Origin of the sequence: Pseudomonas fluorescens (assembly GCF_003732425.1) — a bacterium.
GTDB lineage: Bacteria > Pseudomonadota > Gammaproteobacteria > Pseudomonadales > Pseudomonadaceae > Aquipseudomonas > Aquipseudomonas fluorescens_BE.
The window spans coordinates 1,360,953-1,378,702 of the sequence record NZ_MOBX01000013.1 but is presented as its reverse complement, the minus strand read 5'-3'; the positions used below and the strand labels follow the sequence as shown (position 1 = coordinate 1,378,702).

15 protein-coding genes are annotated in these 17,750 nt (G+C 58.4%); 12 read left to right on the top strand and 3 right to left on the bottom strand.

The genetic code is table 11. The annotated features are described in order from the left end of the window. The first annotated feature begins 15 nt into the window (after window positions 1–15). From BK670_RS16795 to BK670_RS16770, 6 genes are all read left to right on the top strand, one after another. Window positions 16–1,098: a glycosyltransferase gene (locus BK670_RS16795; RefSeq protein ID WP_123451241.1), complete on the top strand. Its 1,083-nt coding sequence runs from the start codon at window positions 16–18 to the stop codon at window positions 1,096–1,098. Between the two features lie 15 nt (window positions 1,099–1,113). Further along, window positions 1,114–2,226, top strand: coding sequence for a polysaccharide pyruvyl transferase family protein (locus tag BK670_RS16790; RefSeq protein ID WP_123451239.1), 1,113 nt, complete (start codon window positions 1,114–1,116; stop codon window positions 2,224–2,226). Next, window positions 2,223–3,455: an MATE family efflux transporter gene (locus BK670_RS16785; RefSeq protein ID WP_123451237.1), complete on the top strand. Its 1,233-nt coding sequence runs from the start codon at window positions 2,223–2,225 to the stop codon at window positions 3,453–3,455. Before BK670_RS16790 ends, BK670_RS16785 begins: the two co-directional genes overlap by 4 nt. Next, window positions 3,446–4,549: a hypothetical protein gene (locus BK670_RS16780; protein ID WP_016986717.1), complete on the top strand. Its 1,104-nt coding sequence runs from the start codon at window positions 3,446–3,448 to the stop codon at window positions 4,547–4,549. Before BK670_RS16785 ends, BK670_RS16780 begins: the two co-directional genes overlap by 10 nt. Window positions 4,550–4,561: 12 nt before the next feature. Next, window positions 4,562–5,608, top strand: a complete 1,047-nt coding sequence (locus BK670_RS16775; RefSeq protein ID WP_123451235.1) for an acyltransferase family protein — start codon at window positions 4,562–4,564, stop codon at window positions 5,606–5,608. 207 nt (window positions 5,609–5,815) lie between these two features. Continuing rightward, on the top strand, window positions 5,816–6,946 hold the full coding sequence (locus tag BK670_RS16770) for an SGNH/GDSL hydrolase family protein (RefSeq protein ID WP_123451233.1): 1,131 nt from the start codon (window positions 5,816–5,818) through the stop codon (window positions 6,944–6,946). 110 nt (window positions 6,947–7,056) lie between these two features. Here the strand turns inward: BK670_RS16770 and BK670_RS16765 are convergent, their stop codons facing one another. Together BK670_RS16765 and galU are read right to left on the bottom strand one after the other, a co-directional pair. Beyond that, a complete protein-coding gene (locus tag BK670_RS16765; protein ID WP_123451231.1) occupies window positions 7,057–7,470 on the bottom strand; it encodes a phosphohexomutase domain-containing protein in 414 nt (137 codons plus the stop codon). Between the two features lie 29 nt (window positions 7,471–7,499). Then, window positions 7,500–8,333: a UTP--glucose-1-phosphate uridylyltransferase GalU gene (galU, locus tag BK670_RS16760; RefSeq protein WP_123451229.1), complete on the bottom strand. Its 834-nt coding sequence runs from the start codon at window positions 8,331–8,333 to the stop codon at window positions 7,500–7,502. A gap of 390 nt (window positions 8,334–8,723) precedes the next feature. Between galU and galE the strand changes: the two genes are divergently transcribed. The 6 genes from galE to BK670_RS16730 all read left to right on the top strand — a co-directional run bounded on the left by galE (window position 8,724) and on the right by BK670_RS16730 (window position 14,923). Next, on the top strand, window positions 8,724–9,740 hold the full coding sequence (gene galE, locus BK670_RS16755; protein WP_123451227.1) for a UDP-glucose 4-epimerase GalE: 1,017 nt from the start codon (window positions 8,724–8,726) through the stop codon (window positions 9,738–9,740). Window positions 9,741–9,970: 230 nt separating this feature from the next. Further along, a complete protein-coding gene (locus tag BK670_RS16750) occupies window positions 9,971–10,207 on the top strand; it encodes a hypothetical protein (protein ID WP_007910552.1) in 237 nt (78 codons plus the stop codon). Window positions 10,208–10,297: 90 nt separating this feature from the next. Next, complete coding sequence (locus BK670_RS16745; protein WP_016985642.1) at window positions 10,298–11,413, top strand: polysaccharide biosynthesis/export family protein; 1,116 nt, start codon at window positions 10,298–10,300, stop codon at window positions 11,411–11,413. Window positions 11,414–11,424: 11 nt separating this feature from the next. Beyond that, window positions 11,425–12,090 carry a YjbF family lipoprotein gene (locus BK670_RS16740; RefSeq protein WP_123451225.1) on the top strand — a complete coding sequence of 222 codons (666 nt, stop codon included), beginning with the start codon at window positions 11,425–11,427 and terminating at the stop codon, window positions 12,088–12,090. Then, window positions 12,090–12,848: a capsule biosynthesis GfcC family protein gene (locus BK670_RS16735; protein WP_123451223.1), complete on the top strand. Its 759-nt coding sequence runs from the start codon at window positions 12,090–12,092 to the stop codon at window positions 12,846–12,848. The genes BK670_RS16740 and BK670_RS16735 overlap by 1 nt, the downstream gene beginning before the upstream one ends. Then, the gene (locus tag BK670_RS16730) at window positions 12,845–14,923 is read left to right on the top strand and encodes a YjbH domain-containing protein (protein ID WP_123451221.1); all 2,079 of its coding nucleotides are present in this window, start codon (window positions 12,845–12,847) and stop codon (window positions 14,921–14,923) included. The genes BK670_RS16735 and BK670_RS16730 overlap by 4 nt, the downstream gene beginning before the upstream one ends. Before the next feature lie 1,269 nt (window positions 14,924–16,192). On the opposite strand, the gene BK670_RS16720 is transcribed toward BK670_RS16730, so the two are convergent. Next, window positions 16,193–17,587 (bottom strand): undecaprenyl-phosphate glucose phosphotransferase, encoded by a 1,395-nt coding sequence (locus BK670_RS16720; protein ID WP_123451219.1) that lies wholly within the window; start codon window positions 17,585–17,587, stop codon window positions 16,193–16,195. Window positions 17,588–17,750 lie beyond the last annotated feature (163 nt).

Here is a 17,750-nt window from a genome sequence, read left to right as displayed (position 1 = left end):
TGAAGTGGGTGAGTTGTGAAAAAAATACTGCACGTGGCAGAGACGATCAAAGGTGGCGTCGCGACCGTTATCCGCACGATTTCGGCTTCTCCCGAAGATGACGCCGCGAATTACGAGCTGGTGTATCTGGTGCCGGATGATCAGGCCAAAGAACTACACGGTATCGGCCCGCAACAGATTCGCACCTTCCCGCGTACCGGGCGCAACGTGCCGTCGCTGTTGCGTTTTGCCTGGCGTTTGACCCAGGTGATGCTCAAGGAAAAACCCAACGTGGTGCATTTGCACAGCACCTTTTCCGGGGTGATCGGCCGTTGCGTGTGCGTGCTGTTGCGACCGTGGCGCCAGCCGAAAATCGTCTACTGCCCGCATGCGTTTTCGTTCCTCATGGAGAGCTCGCCGACCAAGCAGAAAGTCTATGCGTGGATCGAGCGGGTGCTGCAGAAAGTCACTGACGTGATCATTTGCGTCAGTCAGTACGAACTCGACAAAGCCGCGCGCTTCGGCATCGAGCGCAAGCGCATGAAGCTGATCTACAACGGCATTCATCGCAAGGATGACGCACCGAAAGCGGCAAGCCCCGAGCCGATTCATCTGCTCTTCGTCGGCCGCCTCGATTACCAGAAAGGCTTCGACGTGCTGCTCAAGGCCTTTGCCAAAGTGCAGCGCAAAGACTTGAAGCTGACCGTGGTCGGCAGCGCGGTGAACGAGGATTCGGTGGAATGCCCACCGATGGACGCCGTTGAATACCTGCCATGGGTCACGCCGAGCGAAGTGCAGGCGCTGTATCAGAAGGCCGATGCGCTGATTGTGCCGAGTCGCTGGGAAGGTTTCGCCATGGTGCCGCTGGAAGGCATGGCCATGGGTTTGCCGGTGATCGCCAGTAACTGCACCTCGCTGCCGGAACTGGTCACCAATGAAGTCTCCGGTTATGTCTTCCCGTCCGGCGATCACCAGGCACTGGCCGATGTGCTGACGATCATCCAGAAGCCACGCCTGCTCGACCTCGGCAACGAAGGTCGGAGCATCGTCCGCGAGCGCTTCAGCGCCGCGTTGATGATTCGCCAGACCTACGACCTGTATCGCGCTCCCACTTTTTAAGTAGAACTCAAGCATATGAACGTAACGATTTTGCATGGCTACAGTGCGTCCAACTCCGGTGACGGTTTGCTCGTCGATCTGGCCATCGCGCTGGTGCAGCGCAACTTTGGCGAAGACACGGCGATCAGTGTCGTGGCCTCCGATCCGGATTCTTTCAGCTACTTGCCGCACCCGCGTTTCGACGCGCCAGTGATGGCGGCCAAGGGTTTGGGCCGGGTCAAGCAAGCGGTGTTTCTCAATCAGTCCTACGCCGGGCTGGCGGATCTGTTGAAGAAAACCGACCTGATCGTCGGCGTCGGCGGCGGCTACATGCGCTCGAAAAGTGCCTTCGAACACATCAAGTTGAAGCTCGGCCACGCCAAACAACTGGAAACTGCGATCCTCAGCAAAGTGCCGTCGGTGTACCTGCCGCAAAGCATCGGCCCGTTTCACGGCGAGAGCAGCAAGATCGTCGAGCACTACGCCAACGCCGACGCAGTATTCGTCCGTGACAATCGCTCTTCGGCCATGTTCGATGCCTGTGCAAACGTCTACCGCGCGCCGGATCTGGCCGTGCAATCGCTGGCGAGCAAAATCCTTCAGCAAGCGAAGTTCACCCGCTGCGCGTCGTCACCGGCCACGGTGTGCGTAGTCCTGCGCAAGCCGCCGGAGTGGAGCAAGGAAAAGAAAGTCGCTTACGTGGCCAACCTGAAGTTGCTGCTGCAGCGTTTGAAGAACAAAAGCAAAGTGGTTTGCGCCGTACAGAGCGCGGTGCGCGGCAACGATGACGGCGCGTTTTATCGCGAACTGGGCATCACTGAAGATCTGCTGTCGTTGAAGGCGACGATTGCCAAATATCAGCCGGACCTGGTGATTTCCGTGCGTCTGCACGGCGCCATTGAGTCGCTGCTTTCCGGTGTGCCGGCGTACCACATCAGCTATGAGCGCAAAGGCTTTGGCGCCTATCAGGACATGGGCGTGGACGACTGGGTGATCAACGGCGGCGACATCAATGTCGACACCATCATCGACACGGTTTACGCGCCGGATGCGTTGTCGAACTTCGGCAAACGCCTGACCGACACCTGCCGTGAAATCGAAGCGAAAACCGTGGCCATGGACGAGATCATCAAAGGTGTCGTTCGATGATATTTCGGCTACTGCTTCGCGGCGGAGCCTTGGGCGCGAAGTTTTTGCTGGTGTTGGCGATCACCCATTACCTCGGGTATGAGGCGTTGGGTTTTTACGGCGTGGTGGTCGCGGCGTCGCTGATTGCGTCGAAGTTCTACAGCGTCGGCTTCAGTTCCGAGATCAATCGCTTGATCAGTGTCGGCGGCAGTTCGCGCCGGGTAGTCGACAAGGTTTTGCTGCTGTATCTGGCAGTGGGGCTGCTGTTGTCGGTGGTGACGGTGCTGATTTATTCACTGTTCCAGACGGTTGAAGCGACGGCCGCGCTGATCCTTTGCGTGACCCTGGTGTTGCTCACTGAGCACCTGTCGTTCGAGATCAACTCGTTTGTGTTTTCCGCGCAGAAAGCCACGGCGGGCGCACTGCTGTTTTTCATCAAGACCGGCCTGTGGGCGGTGTTGGCCGTGGGCGGGATGATGCTCGGGTGGGTCTCGGGTATCGCCAGTGTGTTGTGGCTGTGGGTGGCCGCCAACGTGCTGGTGATCATCGCCGGTTACCTGATCGTGGTGAACGTTCATCACGGCCGAGAAGCCGGGACACTGGCCACCGCAACGGTGTGGAAAGCGGGATTACCGTTTTACCTTGGCACCGGGTTGATCGCGTTGAGTCAGTACGCCGAGCGGTTTCTGATCGCCGACCTCGAACCGTACGCCAAACTGGGCCAATACGTGTACGCGTGGTCGGCGGCGAACACCTTGCAGACGTTGTCGTACGCGGTGGTGGCGGTAGTCGGTATTCCGCTGCTGGCCAAGCGTTTTCAGGCTGATCAGCAGGCGTTCACGGTCAAGCAACTGTTCATCAACAAGTGGGTCATGCGCTCACTGCTGGTGTCGGCGGCGGTGGCGGTGGCGATCTATGTGTTTTTCAACGTGGTGCTCGATTACGTCGCCACCAGCGTGCCGCGTCCGGACAACGCCATTCTCGGTGTGCTGATTTTTTCCTTCGCCTTGCGCGCGATTGGCGACATCGTCTGGGGCGGTTTGATCGCCTCGAAAAACAGCCGGGTGTCACTCGCCAGCGCGGCGATCTGCCTGTTGGTGTCGGTGCCGGTCAGCTATGTGTTGATCAAGCACTATTCGATTTACGGCGCCGCTTGGGGCAACGTCTTCGCGATCATCGTGCAACTGCTGGTGATTGCCGTACTGACCCGCGCGACGGCCGGGAAAAAGGCCACATTGTCATGGGCCTGAAACTGCCGTGCATCGAGTTTCGTGGCAAGCGACTCGATTCGTATGTTTCGTTCCTGATCCTCTTCACCGGGCTGTTTCTGTCGGTGGCGATGCCGCTATTGATCCCGCGTGATCCGGGGCCGGATGCGATGACCTTGTGGTCGTCCTACGCCCGCGCCGACAACTGCAATTTCTGGAACCCGTTCTCGCCGGATCGCTCGTCCTACGAGTGTTCGGCATTCCTGCTGCGGCCCACCGGGATCAACCTGACCAATGCCTGGGCCTACGGCATGTTCTGCAATTTCTTCCTCACGGCGATTCCGGTGGTGGTGTTCCGGCGCATGCCGTTGGCGATCTTTGGCACCTTGTGTCTGTGGGGCATCGTGCGCTCGTTCTTCCTCGAGAATCTGACCAAGGAAATCATCGTCTCGGTGGCGGTGTTGAGCATTCTGCTCAGCTCGCTGACGCGCAAATATCGCGGCGGTTTTTTCCTCTCGGCGGTGATCTACGGTGTGCTGATCCGGCCCTACTGGATTCTGTTTTCGCTGTCGTGGGTTGGCGTCTGCGTGATGAAAAAGTACGTGTCGCGCACGACGTTCTTTCTGATGCTGTTCCTGTTCTACCTCGCAGTGGCAATGTCGATCCAGCTCGCCTTGGGCTTTCCGGTGTCGTCGATTCGCGCCAGTAACAATGAACTGCGCACGGCGGGCGAGGAGGGCTCGAAATCGTTGATCGTCTCGTGGCTCAGCGGCAGCGACTTCGTCTCGCAAGCGCTGGACTCGATGATCATCTTCTTCCGTTTGTCGTTTCCGGTGGAGCTGATTCTGTTGTCCGGTCCGGGCCAGGTGATCTTCGTCGCGTTGATGATCATGACCGCGTTGCTGCTGTTCAAAGTCATCACCTCGACCGATTACAAAGGCGCGCCGATCCAGACCAAACCCAAGGAACTGATCGCGATTCCGCTGGCGTTCCTGCTGGTGCAAGGTCTGTTCGAGCCGGACTTCGGCTCCTTCGCCCGGCACTTTTCGATGGTGGTGCCGGTGTTGTTTGTCGGCCTGGGCTTGATGCTGCGGGCGAACAAACCGGTGCAGGTTGAATCACGAATTCTGAATTGAGGCAGGTGCTTTATGTCGAGCAAGAAAAAGTCCCTGGAGATCGAAACCCTGCGCGGCCTGGCGTGCCTGTTGCTGGTGCTCTATCACGTCATCGGCCCGCTGGGCGGTGGCTTGAAGATCGACATCGGCTCGCCGTTCCGGGTGATCGCCGACTCGATGGTCTATGTGCGCATGCCGCTGTTCACCTTCATCTCGGGGTACATCTATTCGATCTACAAAATTCGCGGCAATGACTTTTCCGCGTTCTTCAGCGGCAAGGTGCGTCGCTTGATCGTGCCGCTGTTTTGCGTCGGCGTGCCGTTCTCGGTGTTGCAAGCGGTGGGGCCGGGGGTGAACAAGGATGTCGGGGTGATCGACGCGTTGTTGTCGTTCTGGGTGCCGATCAACCACTTCTGGTTCCTGCAGGCGGTGTTCATTATTTTCATGTTCGTCGGATTGCTGGAGTGGCGCGGGATGCTGCGTTCGGCGACGCGCTTGTATGGGCTGTTTGCGTTTGCGGCGCTGCTGTTTCTGTTGCCGCCGTTCAAGTTCGATGCATTCGGGATCAACGGCGCGATTTACCTGCTGCCGTTTTTTGTCGCGGGGATGATTGGCCAGGAAAACGTCGACGCGCTGAAGCAGCGCTTCAAAGTGATCGGGCCGCTGGTGTTTGTGTTGATCTCGCTGACGTTGCTGTATGTGGCGGCGATTGATCGTGAGTTGATTGTCGATCGTCGCAGTCTGATCGGTCTGACCGTGGGTTGCGTGTCCTGCATCGCTTTGCTGTCGAGTGATATGCGCTCCAAAGCGCTGACCTGGCTCGGTGGCTATTCCTATGCGATCTTCCTGTTCCATGTGCTGTTCGCCGCGACGTCGCGGTTTGTGCTGGGGCGGTTGGGGGTGAAGGATGAGAGCCTGCTGGTGCTCGGTGGTTTGACCTTTGGCTTGCTCGGGCCGGTGCTGTTGTCGATGGTTTTCAGTCGATTCAATTTCACCTCGGTGTTGTTTCTTGGGGAGCGGGCGGCGAAGAAGAAAGCGGCGGCGCCTGTCACCCCGGTGGTGCAACCACAAAACAGCTAAGAGCTTCGCGAGCAAGCTCGCTCCCACACTAGGGCCGTGTCGTACACAAGATCTCTTGTAGGAGCTGCGGCACGCTGCGATCTTTTGATCTTGTTTTTGAAGCGCAGGATCAAAAGATCGCAGCCTCGTTTCACTCGACAGCTCCTACAGTTGATCTGTGTACACCCCGGCATTCAGTGGGCCATTCCAGACTGAAGGAAATTTTGCATGTTGGCAGTAGATGATGCGCAACCGGTCGCAGCGTCGGTGGTTCAGGTGGGCGATGCCCGTGAGCGTTTTGCGCAATGGCGTGAAGGCAAGGCCGGCAAGGTTCTATCGGTCTCGGTGATCGGCGACAGCTACAGCGCCGGGCAGGATTTCTACCTGAACAAACTGGTGCAGCGCGTGGCCGGTGAGGTGGGATTTGCCGGGCCGGGTTATGTCGGTTTCAACCACGGTGCCGCGTTGGGCGGCACGCATTTCAAATACACCCGCAGCAGTGACAAGTACTTTGGCGGCGACTGGAAGGTTTCAGACCTGGGGCAAGCGAGCCCGGACAGCCGCACGGTGACAGGCCGGCCCGGCGCGTGGTTGCAGGTGGATGCCAATCCTTCGCCGCGCATCGATACGGCGGTCACTCAGGCGAAACTGCTTTATCTGGGTAACGGCGAATCCAGTGAGATCCGCTACCGCTGGACACCCACGCAAGACTGGCAACCCCTGAATCTTGAAGGTGAAGGCGTACAGGAAGTACCGCTGACAGGGCTCCCGGCCGCGAAAGACTGGTCCTTCAAACTGGAAGTGGTGAAGGGCGCACCGACGTTGTTCGGCCTGTGGATGAGCAACGATCAGAACGGCGTGCGGGTCTCGAAACTGGCGGCATCGGGTGCGGCGTCTGCGGACTTCTATCACAAGGATCCGCAATGGCAGGTGCAGTGGAAAGCCGCGGTGTCGAGGATCCCGGCCGACGTTTACCTGATCATGCTTGGTGGCAATGACCAGGGTTTCGGCGTGAAGCCTGCGCAGTATCTGCAGAACGTTCAGGGTCTGGTCGGGATGCTGCGTGAGATTCAACCGAAGGCGAGCATCAACCTGATCATGCGCCAGGACACTACGCGCTCCAGCGCTTATCCGATGTCGGCGTACGCGCAAGTGCTTGAACCTTGGGCGCGCGAGCAGCATCTGGGGTACGCCAACCTGCAATGTGCGTTCGGGCCGGACGTCAAACGCTACGCGGCGGCAATGATCGGCCCGGACAAGATTCATCCGGTTCCGGCCACGGGCGGGAAGGTGATTGCGGATTACTTTTATGGCTGGATCATGGGCGTCAAGGACCGGTGCGACGCCGCTCCGAAATAACACGGTAAACCCACGGTAGGAGCTGCCGAAGGCTGCGATCTTTTGATCTTGTCTTCTAAAAAACAAGATCAAAAGATCGCAGCCTTCGGCAGCTCCTACATCGGGAGTGATCAGACGTCTTGCGTGAAGGCGTCGACTTGCTCGAGCAGCTCCGCAATCTTCTGCGGCATCAACCGCGTATCACACCGCGTCTCAACGTTGATGATGATCGCCGGGTCGTTGCAGCAGATGCGCACGCGAAAGCGCCAGTCGCTGAAGATCACCTTCAGACCATCCTGATCATCCATTTCCAGCGCCTGCTCGCCATACAGGTTTTTCAAATGAGCGAGCAGGGGATAGGGATCGCGCAGCGGCCGGCGGATATCACCGGACGCCGGAAACACGCCAATCCGCTCCACCAGCAAAATCGTGCCCAGCCAGGACTCGTTGGCGCTGGGCAACGGCTGATGGCGGGACAACCAACTCATCACCCCGAGGTTACCCACCTCGCGTTCAATCTCTACGGAATGTTGTGCAATGTTCATGGTGGCCTCGTCGGGAGAAGGGAGCCGTCTCAGCGGCCCTTGAGATAGACGTTTTCGTAGCAGAAATTGGTCGCCTGCAAGTAACCCTCGGCGTCACCGCAGTCAAAGCGCAGACCTTTGAATTGGTAGGCCAGCACGCAACCGTTTTGCGCCTGTTTCATCAGTGCATCGGTGATCTGGATCTCGCCGCCCTTGCCCGGCTGGGTGTCGGCGATCAGGTCGAAAATGTCCGGGGTGAGGATGTAGCGACCGATGATCGCCAGGTTTGACGGCGCGTCTTGCGGGGCCGGTTTTTCCACCATGTTGTTGACCCGGTAGATGCCGTCGGAGATCAGCTCGCCGGCAATTACCCCGTACTTGTGGGTCTGGTCGGCCGGGACTTCCTGGATGGCGACGATCGAGCAGCGGAATTTTTTGTACAGCTGAATCATCTGCGTGAGCACGCCGTCACCTTCCAGGTTCAGGCACAGGTCATCGGCCAGCACCACGGCGAAGGGTTCATCGCCGATCAGCGGACGACCGCTGAGAATCGCGTGGCCCAGGCCCTTCATTTCCACCTGACGGGTGTAAGAGAAAGTGCAGGTGTCGATCAGCTCGCGGGTGCCGGCGAGGAATTTCTCTTTCTCGGTGCCGCGAATCTGGTGTTCGAGTTCGTAGCTGATGTCGAAATGGTCTTCCAGCGCACGCTTGCCGCGACCGGTGACGATGGCCATGTGTTGCAGACCGGCGTCCCGCGCTTCTTCAACGGCGTACTCGATCAACGGCTTGTTGACGATCGGCAGCATCTCTTTCGGCATGGCTTTGGTGGCCGGCAAGAAACGCGTGCCATAGCCGGCAGCGGGGAACAAACATTTACGAATCATAAAAGTATCCTGGACAGTCATGGAACACAGGCGACGGATGCGAGCCATAAACAATGGCTGCAAGTTTCAATATTGATTGAAGGACTACTTTAATACCTGAGTCAGGTTGTTAATGGCAATTAGTTGGGCCGGTAAAACATGACAATGTTATGAGATGTCGGCGAGTGCGTTATTAGTTATTTTTAGTCGGTATCTGTTGATAGTGATGAGTGCGCAGGGAGTGCTAATAAGTAACGGGCAATACAGTGTGACCTGCAAAAATATTTATTGCCAGTCATTGAACTAGTTTTGTTTTCGGTTGTTGTCGCCTTATTTGTGTGGATTGTGACACATCTTCAATGAATCAGGCTTGACACGCTACTTGTCACTCATTCAAAGACGGATCGCACTATGAAGATTCTGGTAACGGGTGGTGCCGGCTATATCGGCTCGCACACCACACTTGCACTGCTTGAAGCAGGTTATGAAGTTGTCGTACTGGATAACCTTTGCAACAGCAGCGAAGCCGCGTTGCAGGCGGTTGAAGGCATTTGCGGCAAGAGTGCCTGGATGATCCGCGGCGATGTCTGTGACCGGGCACTGCTCGACCGGATTTTCCGCGAGCACAACATCGAAGCGGTGCTGCATTTTGCCGGCCTGAAAGCGGTCGGCGAGAGTGTGCGCAAGCCGCTGGAGTACTACGAGACCAATGTCAGCGGCAGCATCAATCTGTGTCAGGCGATGGCGGCGGCGGGGGTGTTCCGGCTGGTGTTCAGCTCATCCGCTACGGTGTATGGCGAGCCTGAGCAGATGCCGATTCGCGAGGATTTCCCCACCGGCAATCCGACCAATCCCTACGGCCAATCCAAGCTGATTGTCGAGAATGTCCTGCGTGATCTGAGCCAGGCCGAGCCGCGCTGGAGCATTGCCTTGCTGCGCTACTTCAACCCGATCGGCGCCCACGCCAGCGGGCACATGGGCGAAGACCCCAACGGCATCCCGAATAATCTGGTGCCTTACATCAGCCAGGTTGCGGTCGGCAGCCTTCAGGAGTTGTCGATCTTCGGCAACGATTATCCGACCATCGATGGCACTGGCGTGCGCGATTACATCCACGTCGTCGATCTGGCGGACGGCCACTTGAAGGCGTTGCAATCCATCTCCGAACGCAGCGGCATTCATACTTGGAACCTCGGCACCGGCGATGGCTACAGCGTGCTGCAAGTGCTCCACGCGTTTGAGCAAGCCTGCGGGCAACCGGTGCCATACCGGATGATGCCGCGTCGTTCCGGGGATATCGCCGAGAGTTGGGCCGACGCCTCCAAGGCGGCAAAAGAGCTGGGCTGGAAAGCCACGCGCAACTTGCAGGACATGGTCACTGACACTTGGCGCTGGCAATCGAATCATCCTCAAGGCTACTCGCGATGATGGCCATTTAGTCCAATGTTATTTTCAGTCAGGTTGTTAGATAACGTCGGGAAATTACACTGGCAATGCCTTTTACAAGTCCGTAGATATAAACCTGCCGTTCGACTTTTATCAGTTGGGTAAGACTGTGAAAGAACGACGGATCATGTTCGCGCTTTTTGCGGACTTGAACTCACCACCGCTAACTCAGACGAGTTTTTTAACAAGTCGAATGTTAGAAAGGAGTTGATATGAAAAAAGTGATGGCAGTTGCCCTGTTGACGATGTTGAGCAACTGGGCTGCCGCCGCTGAAGCACCGCTGACAGCGGTAACCAATGTAGGTGGCAACGTGGCGGCTTCTCAAGCGCCCGCAGCCAGTACTGCAATGGTTGCCAGTGCTGTAGCGGCGTCTAACAGCGGTGGCAGTGCCAACGGCGGTACCACCGGTACGACGGGTACCACCGGTACAACCGGCACGCATAACTAACAGGAAGTTCTGTTAGTGCAGTACAAGGTCGCCCGACGCAAGTCGGGTGACTTTGTTTTTGGATTCGCCCTTGAATAGCGTAGTGCCATTATGACTCGTAGTGTTTATCTTTTAATGTTGGCAAGTCTCGCTTTGCAAGGTTGCATGTTTTCCCCCGGTCAATACCTCAGCACCAGTGACATCACCCGCCAGGGTGCCAGCGAGAGCAGCCGGGTCGAGCTGATTCCGATCACGCCGAAGCTGATTGCCATGAACCGCGCCACGCAAAAGCGTGAGTCGCTGCCGCCGGAGTTGTTGGCGACCCCGGCCGAATACCGCATCGGCAACAATGATGTTCTGTACATCACCGTGTGGGATCACCCTGAGCTGACGGCCCCGTCCGGCGCGCAACAACAGATCGATGCCAACGGCCGTCTGGTGCGCTCCGATGGCACGCTGTATTACCCGTTCATCAAGGAAGTCCAGGCCACCGGCCGGACCATCCAGCAACTGCGCTCGGACATTGAACAGCGGCTGTCGGCATTTATCGCCGAGCCGCAAGTGGATGTCGCGGTGTTGCGTTTCGCCAGCCAGAAAGTCGTGGTGACCGGCGCGGTGGCCAAGGCCGGCCCGCAAGCGATTTCCACCAACCCGCTGAGCGTGGTCGAGGCCCTCGGTTCGGCCGGCATCGACACCAACAACGCCGACCTGTCCGGGTTGTTGCTGACGCGCAAGGGGCGCACGTATCCGCTGAATCTCGACTCGCTCAATCAGCAGGATTCCGAGTTGCAGAACGTTTACCTCAAGGGCGGCGATCAGCTGTATCTGCCATACAACGACAACAAGCGCATCTACGTGATGGGCGAGGTCAATCAGCCCCGTGCGTTGAGTTTCAAGACCGCGACGATGAACCTCACCGACGTGCTCGGTTCGGTTGGCGGCCTGGCACAGACCACCTCCAACGGCAACGCGGTGTACGTCATTCGTGGCGTGGAAAACCTCGATGTCGAACCGGCCAAGATCTACCAGCTGGAAGCCGAATCGCCGACCGCCATGGCCCTCGCTTCGCACTTCGAAGTTCGCCCGCAGGACGTGGTGTATGTCGGGCCTGCCAACGTGACTCGCTGGAACCGTCTGATCAGCCAATTGGTGCCGTCGGCATCGATTGTCGGCACCGGTGCTTCCGCTGCGAAGAACTGGAGCGAATACAGTAACAACAGCAAATAAGGTCGCCGACTTTGAACATTTTGAAAGTTGGCCTGTGCCTGATGGCGGCCTCGTTGCTGTGCGGCTGTAACCCGCTGATGAGCGCTTCGTTGAATAACCTTAAAGCGGCGGTTGTCGGCCCGGATGAAGTCGACGTGTCGGCGGCCGAAGTGGCCGGGGTCAACTACCCGCAACTGAAACTGACCACGCCGTCCGGCTCCGGGGTGCTGGCGCTGGTGCGCGAGCGGGAAGACCTGCAGTTCTGGGTCGCCTCGGGCAAACAAGTGCTGCTGCTGCGTAATGGTCTTGCTGTGCGCAGCATTGGCCTGGGCCTGGAAGGCGATCTCGATGGCACGCGGCTGGCCGATGACTCGCCGTTCAAACAAGGCCTGCATCACGTCGCCGACGGGTTCACCACGCGGCGCTGGATCGACCTCTACAAGGGCCAGGAAGTCGGGGTGATCGTCAACAGCCGCTTCTCGCGCCGCGCCGAACAAACCCTGCAGATTCTCGACAAGGAATACACCGTGCTGCGTGTCGATGAACACATTGACGCCCCGGCCATCGGCCTGAGCGCGACCAATCGTTACTGGGTCGACCCGCGTGACGGTTTCATTTTGCAGAGCGAGCAGCAACTGACGTCGCAGTTGCGCGTCAAGGTTGTGCAACTGACCCCAGATCGCAGGCACCTGCCGTGATGCGCCTGAAAATGTTATCGGCGAGCCTGATGCTGGTCGCCAGTGTGAGTCAGGCGGCCGTCACGGTGTCGGGCGATGTCGCCAATCCCGGGCCGGTCGCGTTGCCACCGGGCGGGCGCTTGCTCGATGTGATCGGTGAAGCCGTGCCGAATGCCGAAGGCTATTGGCTGGCGGGCGGATTGCTGCGGCAGTCGCTGATTGAAGAGCAGACGCGGCTCAAGGTCGGCGTGCTGTTCGATCTGGATGTGCTGCAACGTATGTCGATGCTGTTCGACCGGCCGAGTCGTGCGGCGCTGGCGCAGCGTCTGGCCGAAGAAGTGCGGCAGATGCCGGTGACGGGGCGGCAGATTGCCGATCTCGATCCGGTCGCATTGGAGGTTGGCTTCGCGCGCAACATTCGCCTCGACGACGGCGATCGTCTGGTTTATCCGAAACGCGTCGATGAAGTGCAAGTGCTGGGCGCGGTCGCCGAGGCGTGCCACTTGCCGTATCAGCCGTTGCAGGAGGCGCGTGAGTACCTGGAAGGCTGCTCGATTCTGGCCGATGCCGAAGCTGATTATCTGTGGCTGATCCAGCCCAACGGCGTGTCGCGGCGCGTCGGCATTGCCCACTGGAATCGCGAGTCCGGGCAGTTTCCGGTGGCCGGCAGCAAGATTCTGGTGCCGGTGAAAAATGATGATCTTGATCCGCCTCTTCCTGAACTGAATCAGCAGTTGGCCGAATTCATTGCCACGCAGTTGGCTGAGGTGGTTCGTTGAAGTTACGTTTTGCAGCTGTGTTGTTATTGCCCTGCGGTCTGGCTCATGCCGAGCCGCGCATTACCCAGAATGACTTCGGTGGCACCGGTCTGTTGCAGACGCCGACCGCGCGCATGGCCCCGGCCGGCGAGTTGAGCGTCAACGCCAACCGCACCGAACCGTACAGTCGCTACAGCGTTTCGTTGCAGCCGCTGGACTGGCTCGAAGGCTCGTTTCGCTACACCGCGATCACCAACCGGCCGTACGGCTCGGAGGCCCTGAGCGGCAGTCAAAGCTATAAGGACAAGGCGGTCGACGTCAAAGTCCGGCTGTGGCAGGAAAGTCACTGGCTGCCCGACGTGGCCCTGGGCTTCCGAGACATCGGCGGTACGGGTTTGTTTTCCAGTGAGTTTTTCGTCGCCAACAAGCGCTACGACAATTTCGATTTCAGCGCCGGGATTGCCTGGGGTTACCTCGGTAATCGCGGCGACATGGACAATCCGTTGGGTTACGTCAGCGACCGCTTCGATACCCGTCCGGCCCTGGAAGGCACCGGTGACGTCAACTCGGGTTCGTACTTTCGTGGCCAGCCATCGTTCTTCGGTGGCGTGAGCTATCAGACGCCTTGGGATCGCCTCAGCCTGAAACTCGAGTTCGAAGGCAATGACTACAAGCATGAGCCGAAGGAAAACGAGATCAAACAGGACTCGCCGATCAACCTCGGCGCGGTGTTCAAAGTCACCGATTCGGTCGATGTCAGCGCGGCGTGGGAGCGCGGTAATACGGCGATGTTTGGCGTGACCTTCCACACCAATTTCGTCAGCCGCAAAGCGCCGGCCAAGACCTACGACCCGACCCCGGAACCGCTGCCGGCGAAGGCACCGAACACAGCGATGGATCAGGTCAACTGGGCCAACGTCTCGCAACGCTTGCAGCAGAATGCCGGTTACAAGGTCGAGCGCATTACGCAGCGTGATTCCGAGCTGATCGTGTATGGCGAGCAGCAGCGCTACTTCCATTCGTCGAAGGCGGTCGGGCGGGCGAGCCGGATTCTCGATAACAGCGTCAACGACGACATCGACTGGTTCACCGTGGTCAACAAGCGCTACGACCTGCCGCTGGAAGAAACCAGCGTACCGCGCCAGACCTTCCGCGAAGTGATCAACAATGAGGAACCACTGGAGTCGTTGCACCGCACCACCGAAATCAACCCGGCGATGCCGCACAACGAGAAGACCCTCTACACCGAAGCGCCGCAGCATTTCAGTTATGGCGTAGGGCTGGGCTTCAAGCAGAACGTTGGCGGCCCGGATGGCTTGCTCTATCAATTGAGTGCTGATGCGGACGCTGAATACCGCTTCAACCGCAACACCTGGTGGAGCGGTTTGCTCAGTGCCAACCTGGCCAACAACTTCGACAAGTTCACCTACGACGCGCCGAGCGGTTTGCCGCGTGTGCGCACGGATCTGCGTCAGTACCTGACCACCTCCAACACCACCATGCCGTTGTTCCAGGTCAGCCATGCCGAGCAACTGGATAAAGACCTGTATGGCATGGTGTATGGCGGTTATCTGGAGTCGATGTTTGCCGGTGTCGGCGGTGAGGTGTTGTTCCGCCCGACCGGTGAGCGCTGGTCGGTGGGTGCGGATCTGAACTGGGTGCGTCAGCGCGATTTCGATCAGGGTTTTGCCCTGCGTGATTACTCGGTGGTGACCGGGCATGTCACGGCGTATACCGATTTGCCGTTCGATACGCTGGCGGCGGTTAGCGTCGGGCGCTATCTGGCCGGTGACTGGGGCGGCACGCTGGACATCTCGCGGGAGTTTTTCAATGGCGTGCGTTTCGGTGCGTGGGCGACGATCACCACGGCGGGTAGCGCGGAGTATGGCGAAGGTAGTTTCGACAAAGGCATCTACCTGTCGATCCCGTTCGACGAAATGATGAGCATGTCGACCATGCGCCGCGCGAACCTGGTCTGGGCCCCGTTGACCCGTGACGGTGGTGCGCGACTCAATCGCAGCTACCAACTGCACTCGATGACCGATAGCCGGGAAGGGGATATGTTCTATCGCAATTTCGAGAAGATCACTGAGTAACCTCCAGTCTTCCGAAAACCCTGTGGGAGCTAGCCCTGCTAGCGATGGCGCCAGGTCAGCCGACATCGACTTCGCCTGATTCGCCGCCATCGCCAGCAGGCTGGCTCCCACATTGGTGATCTGTCACGCCACAAATCCCGATCCCAAGCCCAAATCCCACATTGGATACTGGTTACACCACAGATCCTGAGCCGATCCCGATTCCCCTGTGGGAGCTAGCCCTGCTAGCGATGGCGCCAGGTCAGCCGACATCGACTTCGCCTGACCCGCCGCCATCGCCAGCAGGCTGGCTCCCACATTGGTGATCTGTCACGCCACAAATCCCGATCCCAAGCCAGTTCCCACATTGGATATTGGTTACACCACAGATCCTGAGCCGATCCCGATACCCCTGTGGGAGCTAGCCCTGCTAGCGATGGCGCCAGGTCAGCCGACATCGACTTCGCCTGACCCGCCGCCATCGCCAGCAGGCTGGCTCCCACATTGGCGATCTGTAACGCCACAAATCCCGATCCCAGCCCAAATCCCACATTGGATATTGGTTACACCACAGATCCTGAGCCGATCCCGATACCCCTGTGGGAGCTAGCCCTGCTAGCGATGGCGCCAGGTCAGCCGACATCGACTTCGCCTGACCCGCCGCCATCGTCAGCAAGCCAGCTCCCACATTGGTGATCTGTCACACCACAAATCCCGATCCCAAGCCCAGCTCCCACATTGGATATTGGTTACACCACAGATACTGAGCCGATCCCGATCCCCCTGTGGGAGCTAGCCTGCTGGCGATGGCGCCAGATCAGCCGACATCGACTTCGCCTGACCCGCCGCCATCGCTGGCAAGCCAGCTCCCACATTGGATATTGGTTACACCACAGATCCTGAGCCGATCCCGATTCCCCTGTGGGAGCTAGCCCTGCTAGCGATGGCGCCAGGTCAGCCGACATCGACTTCGCCTGACTCGCCGCCATCGCCAGCAGGCTGGCTCCCACATTGGTGATCTGTCACGCCACAAATCCCGATCCCAAGCCCAGCTCCCACATTGGATATTGGTTACACCACAGATACTGAGCCGATCCCGATCCCCCTGTGGGAGCTAGCCCTGCTAGCGATGGCGCCAGGTCAGCCAACATCGACTTCGCCTGACCCACCGCCATCGCCGGCAAGCCAGCTCCCCCAGGTTTTTGCATCCCACCACAATCTACTCCCACCCCCAAATCCCAGGCACAAAAAAGGGGACTTTCGTCCCCTTGCGGTGTACAGCGTTGAACCTCAGTAAATATCCTTCGACAACAAGGTAAACGGCGTCTTCACCAGGATCTTCAGATCCAGCCACAACGACCAGCTGTTGATGTACTGCAGGTCAATCTCCACACGCTTTTGCATCTTGTCGATGGTGTCCGTTTCACCGCGGCAGCCGCTGATCTGAGCCAGCCCGGTGATCCCCGGTTTAATCCGGTGACGCGCCATGTACGCGAGGATTTTCCCCGAGTAATAGTTGTTGTGCGCGACGGCATGCGGGCGTGGGCCGACCAGGGCCATGTGCCCCTGCAACACGTTGAACAGTTGCGGCAGTTCATCCAGCGAAGTGCGGCGAATAAAGCGACCGACTGCGGTAATGCGCGAGTCATTACGGCTGGCCTGCTTCACGTCACGGTCATCGTGAACACGCATCGAGCGAAACTTCCAGACCTTGATCACCTTGCCGTTCCAGCCATGGCGATCCTGCTTGAAGAATACCGGGCCGGGCGAGTTGATCTTCACCGCCAACGCAATGATCAGCAGGATCGGGCTCAGCGCGATGATCGCCAGAAACGCCACGGTTTTCTCGACCAGACTCTTGCTCAAAGCAGCGGTAGGGCGGCTGGTCAGCGGGCTTTCGTTCAAGTAGATCGCCGGCAGACCGTCCACAACCTTCACCGAGTGATTGAGCAGGGTCAGACTGTTCAGGTCCGGCACCCACACCACGTCGACGTTGGCGCCCAGCAAATCGACATACATCGCTTCGATTTTCGCCGCTTCGCACAGCGGCAAGGTGATGTACAGCCGGCGGATGTCATGTGCCTCGATCAGCTCCAGCAACTGTTCCTGATCACCGACCACACGCGGTGCATCGGAACCCAGCGCAGACACCTCACCATTGCTGACCAAACCTACCAGCGGCAGGTTTTCCAGTTGGCTGAGCTTCTTCGCCAGACCCAGCGCCAGTTCGCCAGTGCCGACGATCAGCGTCTTGTGTTCGCTTTTACGCGACCGTTGGTAGTACTTGGAAAACGCATGCAGCGGCGCGTAGAGAAACGCCTGACCGAGGAAGCCATACACCGCCCAGCTCAGAATCACCTGCCGCGAAAACAGCTCATCGGCCTGGCAGACAAAGGCGATGCACGCCAGCGCCGCCATGGTCATCGACCAACCCATGAACAGTCGACCGAGACCGGTCAGGTAGTTGTCACGCTTGCGATAAACACCGCTAAACGTATAAGCCGGCACCGACGCCAGTACCGCCAGCGTTGCACACATCCGGTAGTAGAACGCGACCGTCCCGGTGTGCTGTTCGGCGAGTATGAACAACAGCGTCACGACAAAGCCTTGTGCCAGCGCCCATTGGCCCCAAAAGGTCAGTCCCTTGAGGCCTGTGCTTCGATTGATACTTAAAGAAAGATCCATACGGTATCCCCAAAAGACGTCCATTCAGGTTTCAACAGTTGAAATCCGAGTTGTTATGCAGACTTATTGTTTTTGTTGTAACGAGTGTCCTGAGGTAACAACATCGATATGCCGAACTGTCGTCAGTCAATAGACTAAGTTATTGGCTGGAGTGGTGTCTGAC

Bases quoted from the DNA above. Each gene is read 5' to 3' on its own strand.
- BK670_RS16790 (WP_123451239.1), top strand. From the start codon at position 1,114: ATGAACGTAACGATTTTGCATGGCTACAGTGCGTCCAACTCCGGTGAC.
- BK670_RS16785 (WP_123451237.1), top strand. From the start codon at position 2,223: ATGATATTTCGGCTACTGCTTCGCGGCGGAGCCTTGGGCGCGAAGTTT.
- BK670_RS16780 (WP_016986717.1), top strand. From the start codon at position 3,446: ATGGGCCTGAAACTGCCGTGCATCGAGTTTCGTGGCAAGCGACTCGAT.
- BK670_RS16775 (WP_123451235.1), top strand. From the start codon at position 4,562: ATGTCGAGCAAGAAAAAGTCCCTGGAGATCGAAACCCTGCGCGGCCTG.
- BK670_RS16770 (WP_123451233.1), top strand. From the start codon at position 5,816: ATGTTGGCAGTAGATGATGCGCAACCGGTCGCAGCGTCGGTGGTTCAG.
- BK670_RS16765 (WP_123451231.1), bottom strand. From the start codon at position 7,470: ATGAACATTGCACAACATTCCGTAGAGATTGAACGCGAGGTGGGTAAC.
- galU (WP_123451229.1), bottom strand. From the start codon at position 8,333: ATGATTCGTAAATGTTTGTTCCCCGCTGCCGGCTATGGCACGCGTTTC.
- galE (WP_123451227.1), top strand. From the start codon at position 8,724: ATGAAGATTCTGGTAACGGGTGGTGCCGGCTATATCGGCTCGCACACC.
- BK670_RS16750 (WP_007910552.1), top strand. From the start codon at position 9,971: ATGAAAAAAGTGATGGCAGTTGCCCTGTTGACGATGTTGAGCAACTGG.
- BK670_RS16745 (WP_016985642.1), top strand. From the start codon at position 10,298: ATGACTCGTAGTGTTTATCTTTTAATGTTGGCAAGTCTCGCTTTGCAA.
- BK670_RS16735 (WP_123451223.1), top strand. From the start codon at position 12,090: ATGCGCCTGAAAATGTTATCGGCGAGCCTGATGCTGGTCGCCAGTGTG.
- BK670_RS16720 (WP_123451219.1), bottom strand. From the start codon at position 17,587: ATGGATCTTTCTTTAAGTATCAATCGAAGCACAGGCCTCAAGGGACTG.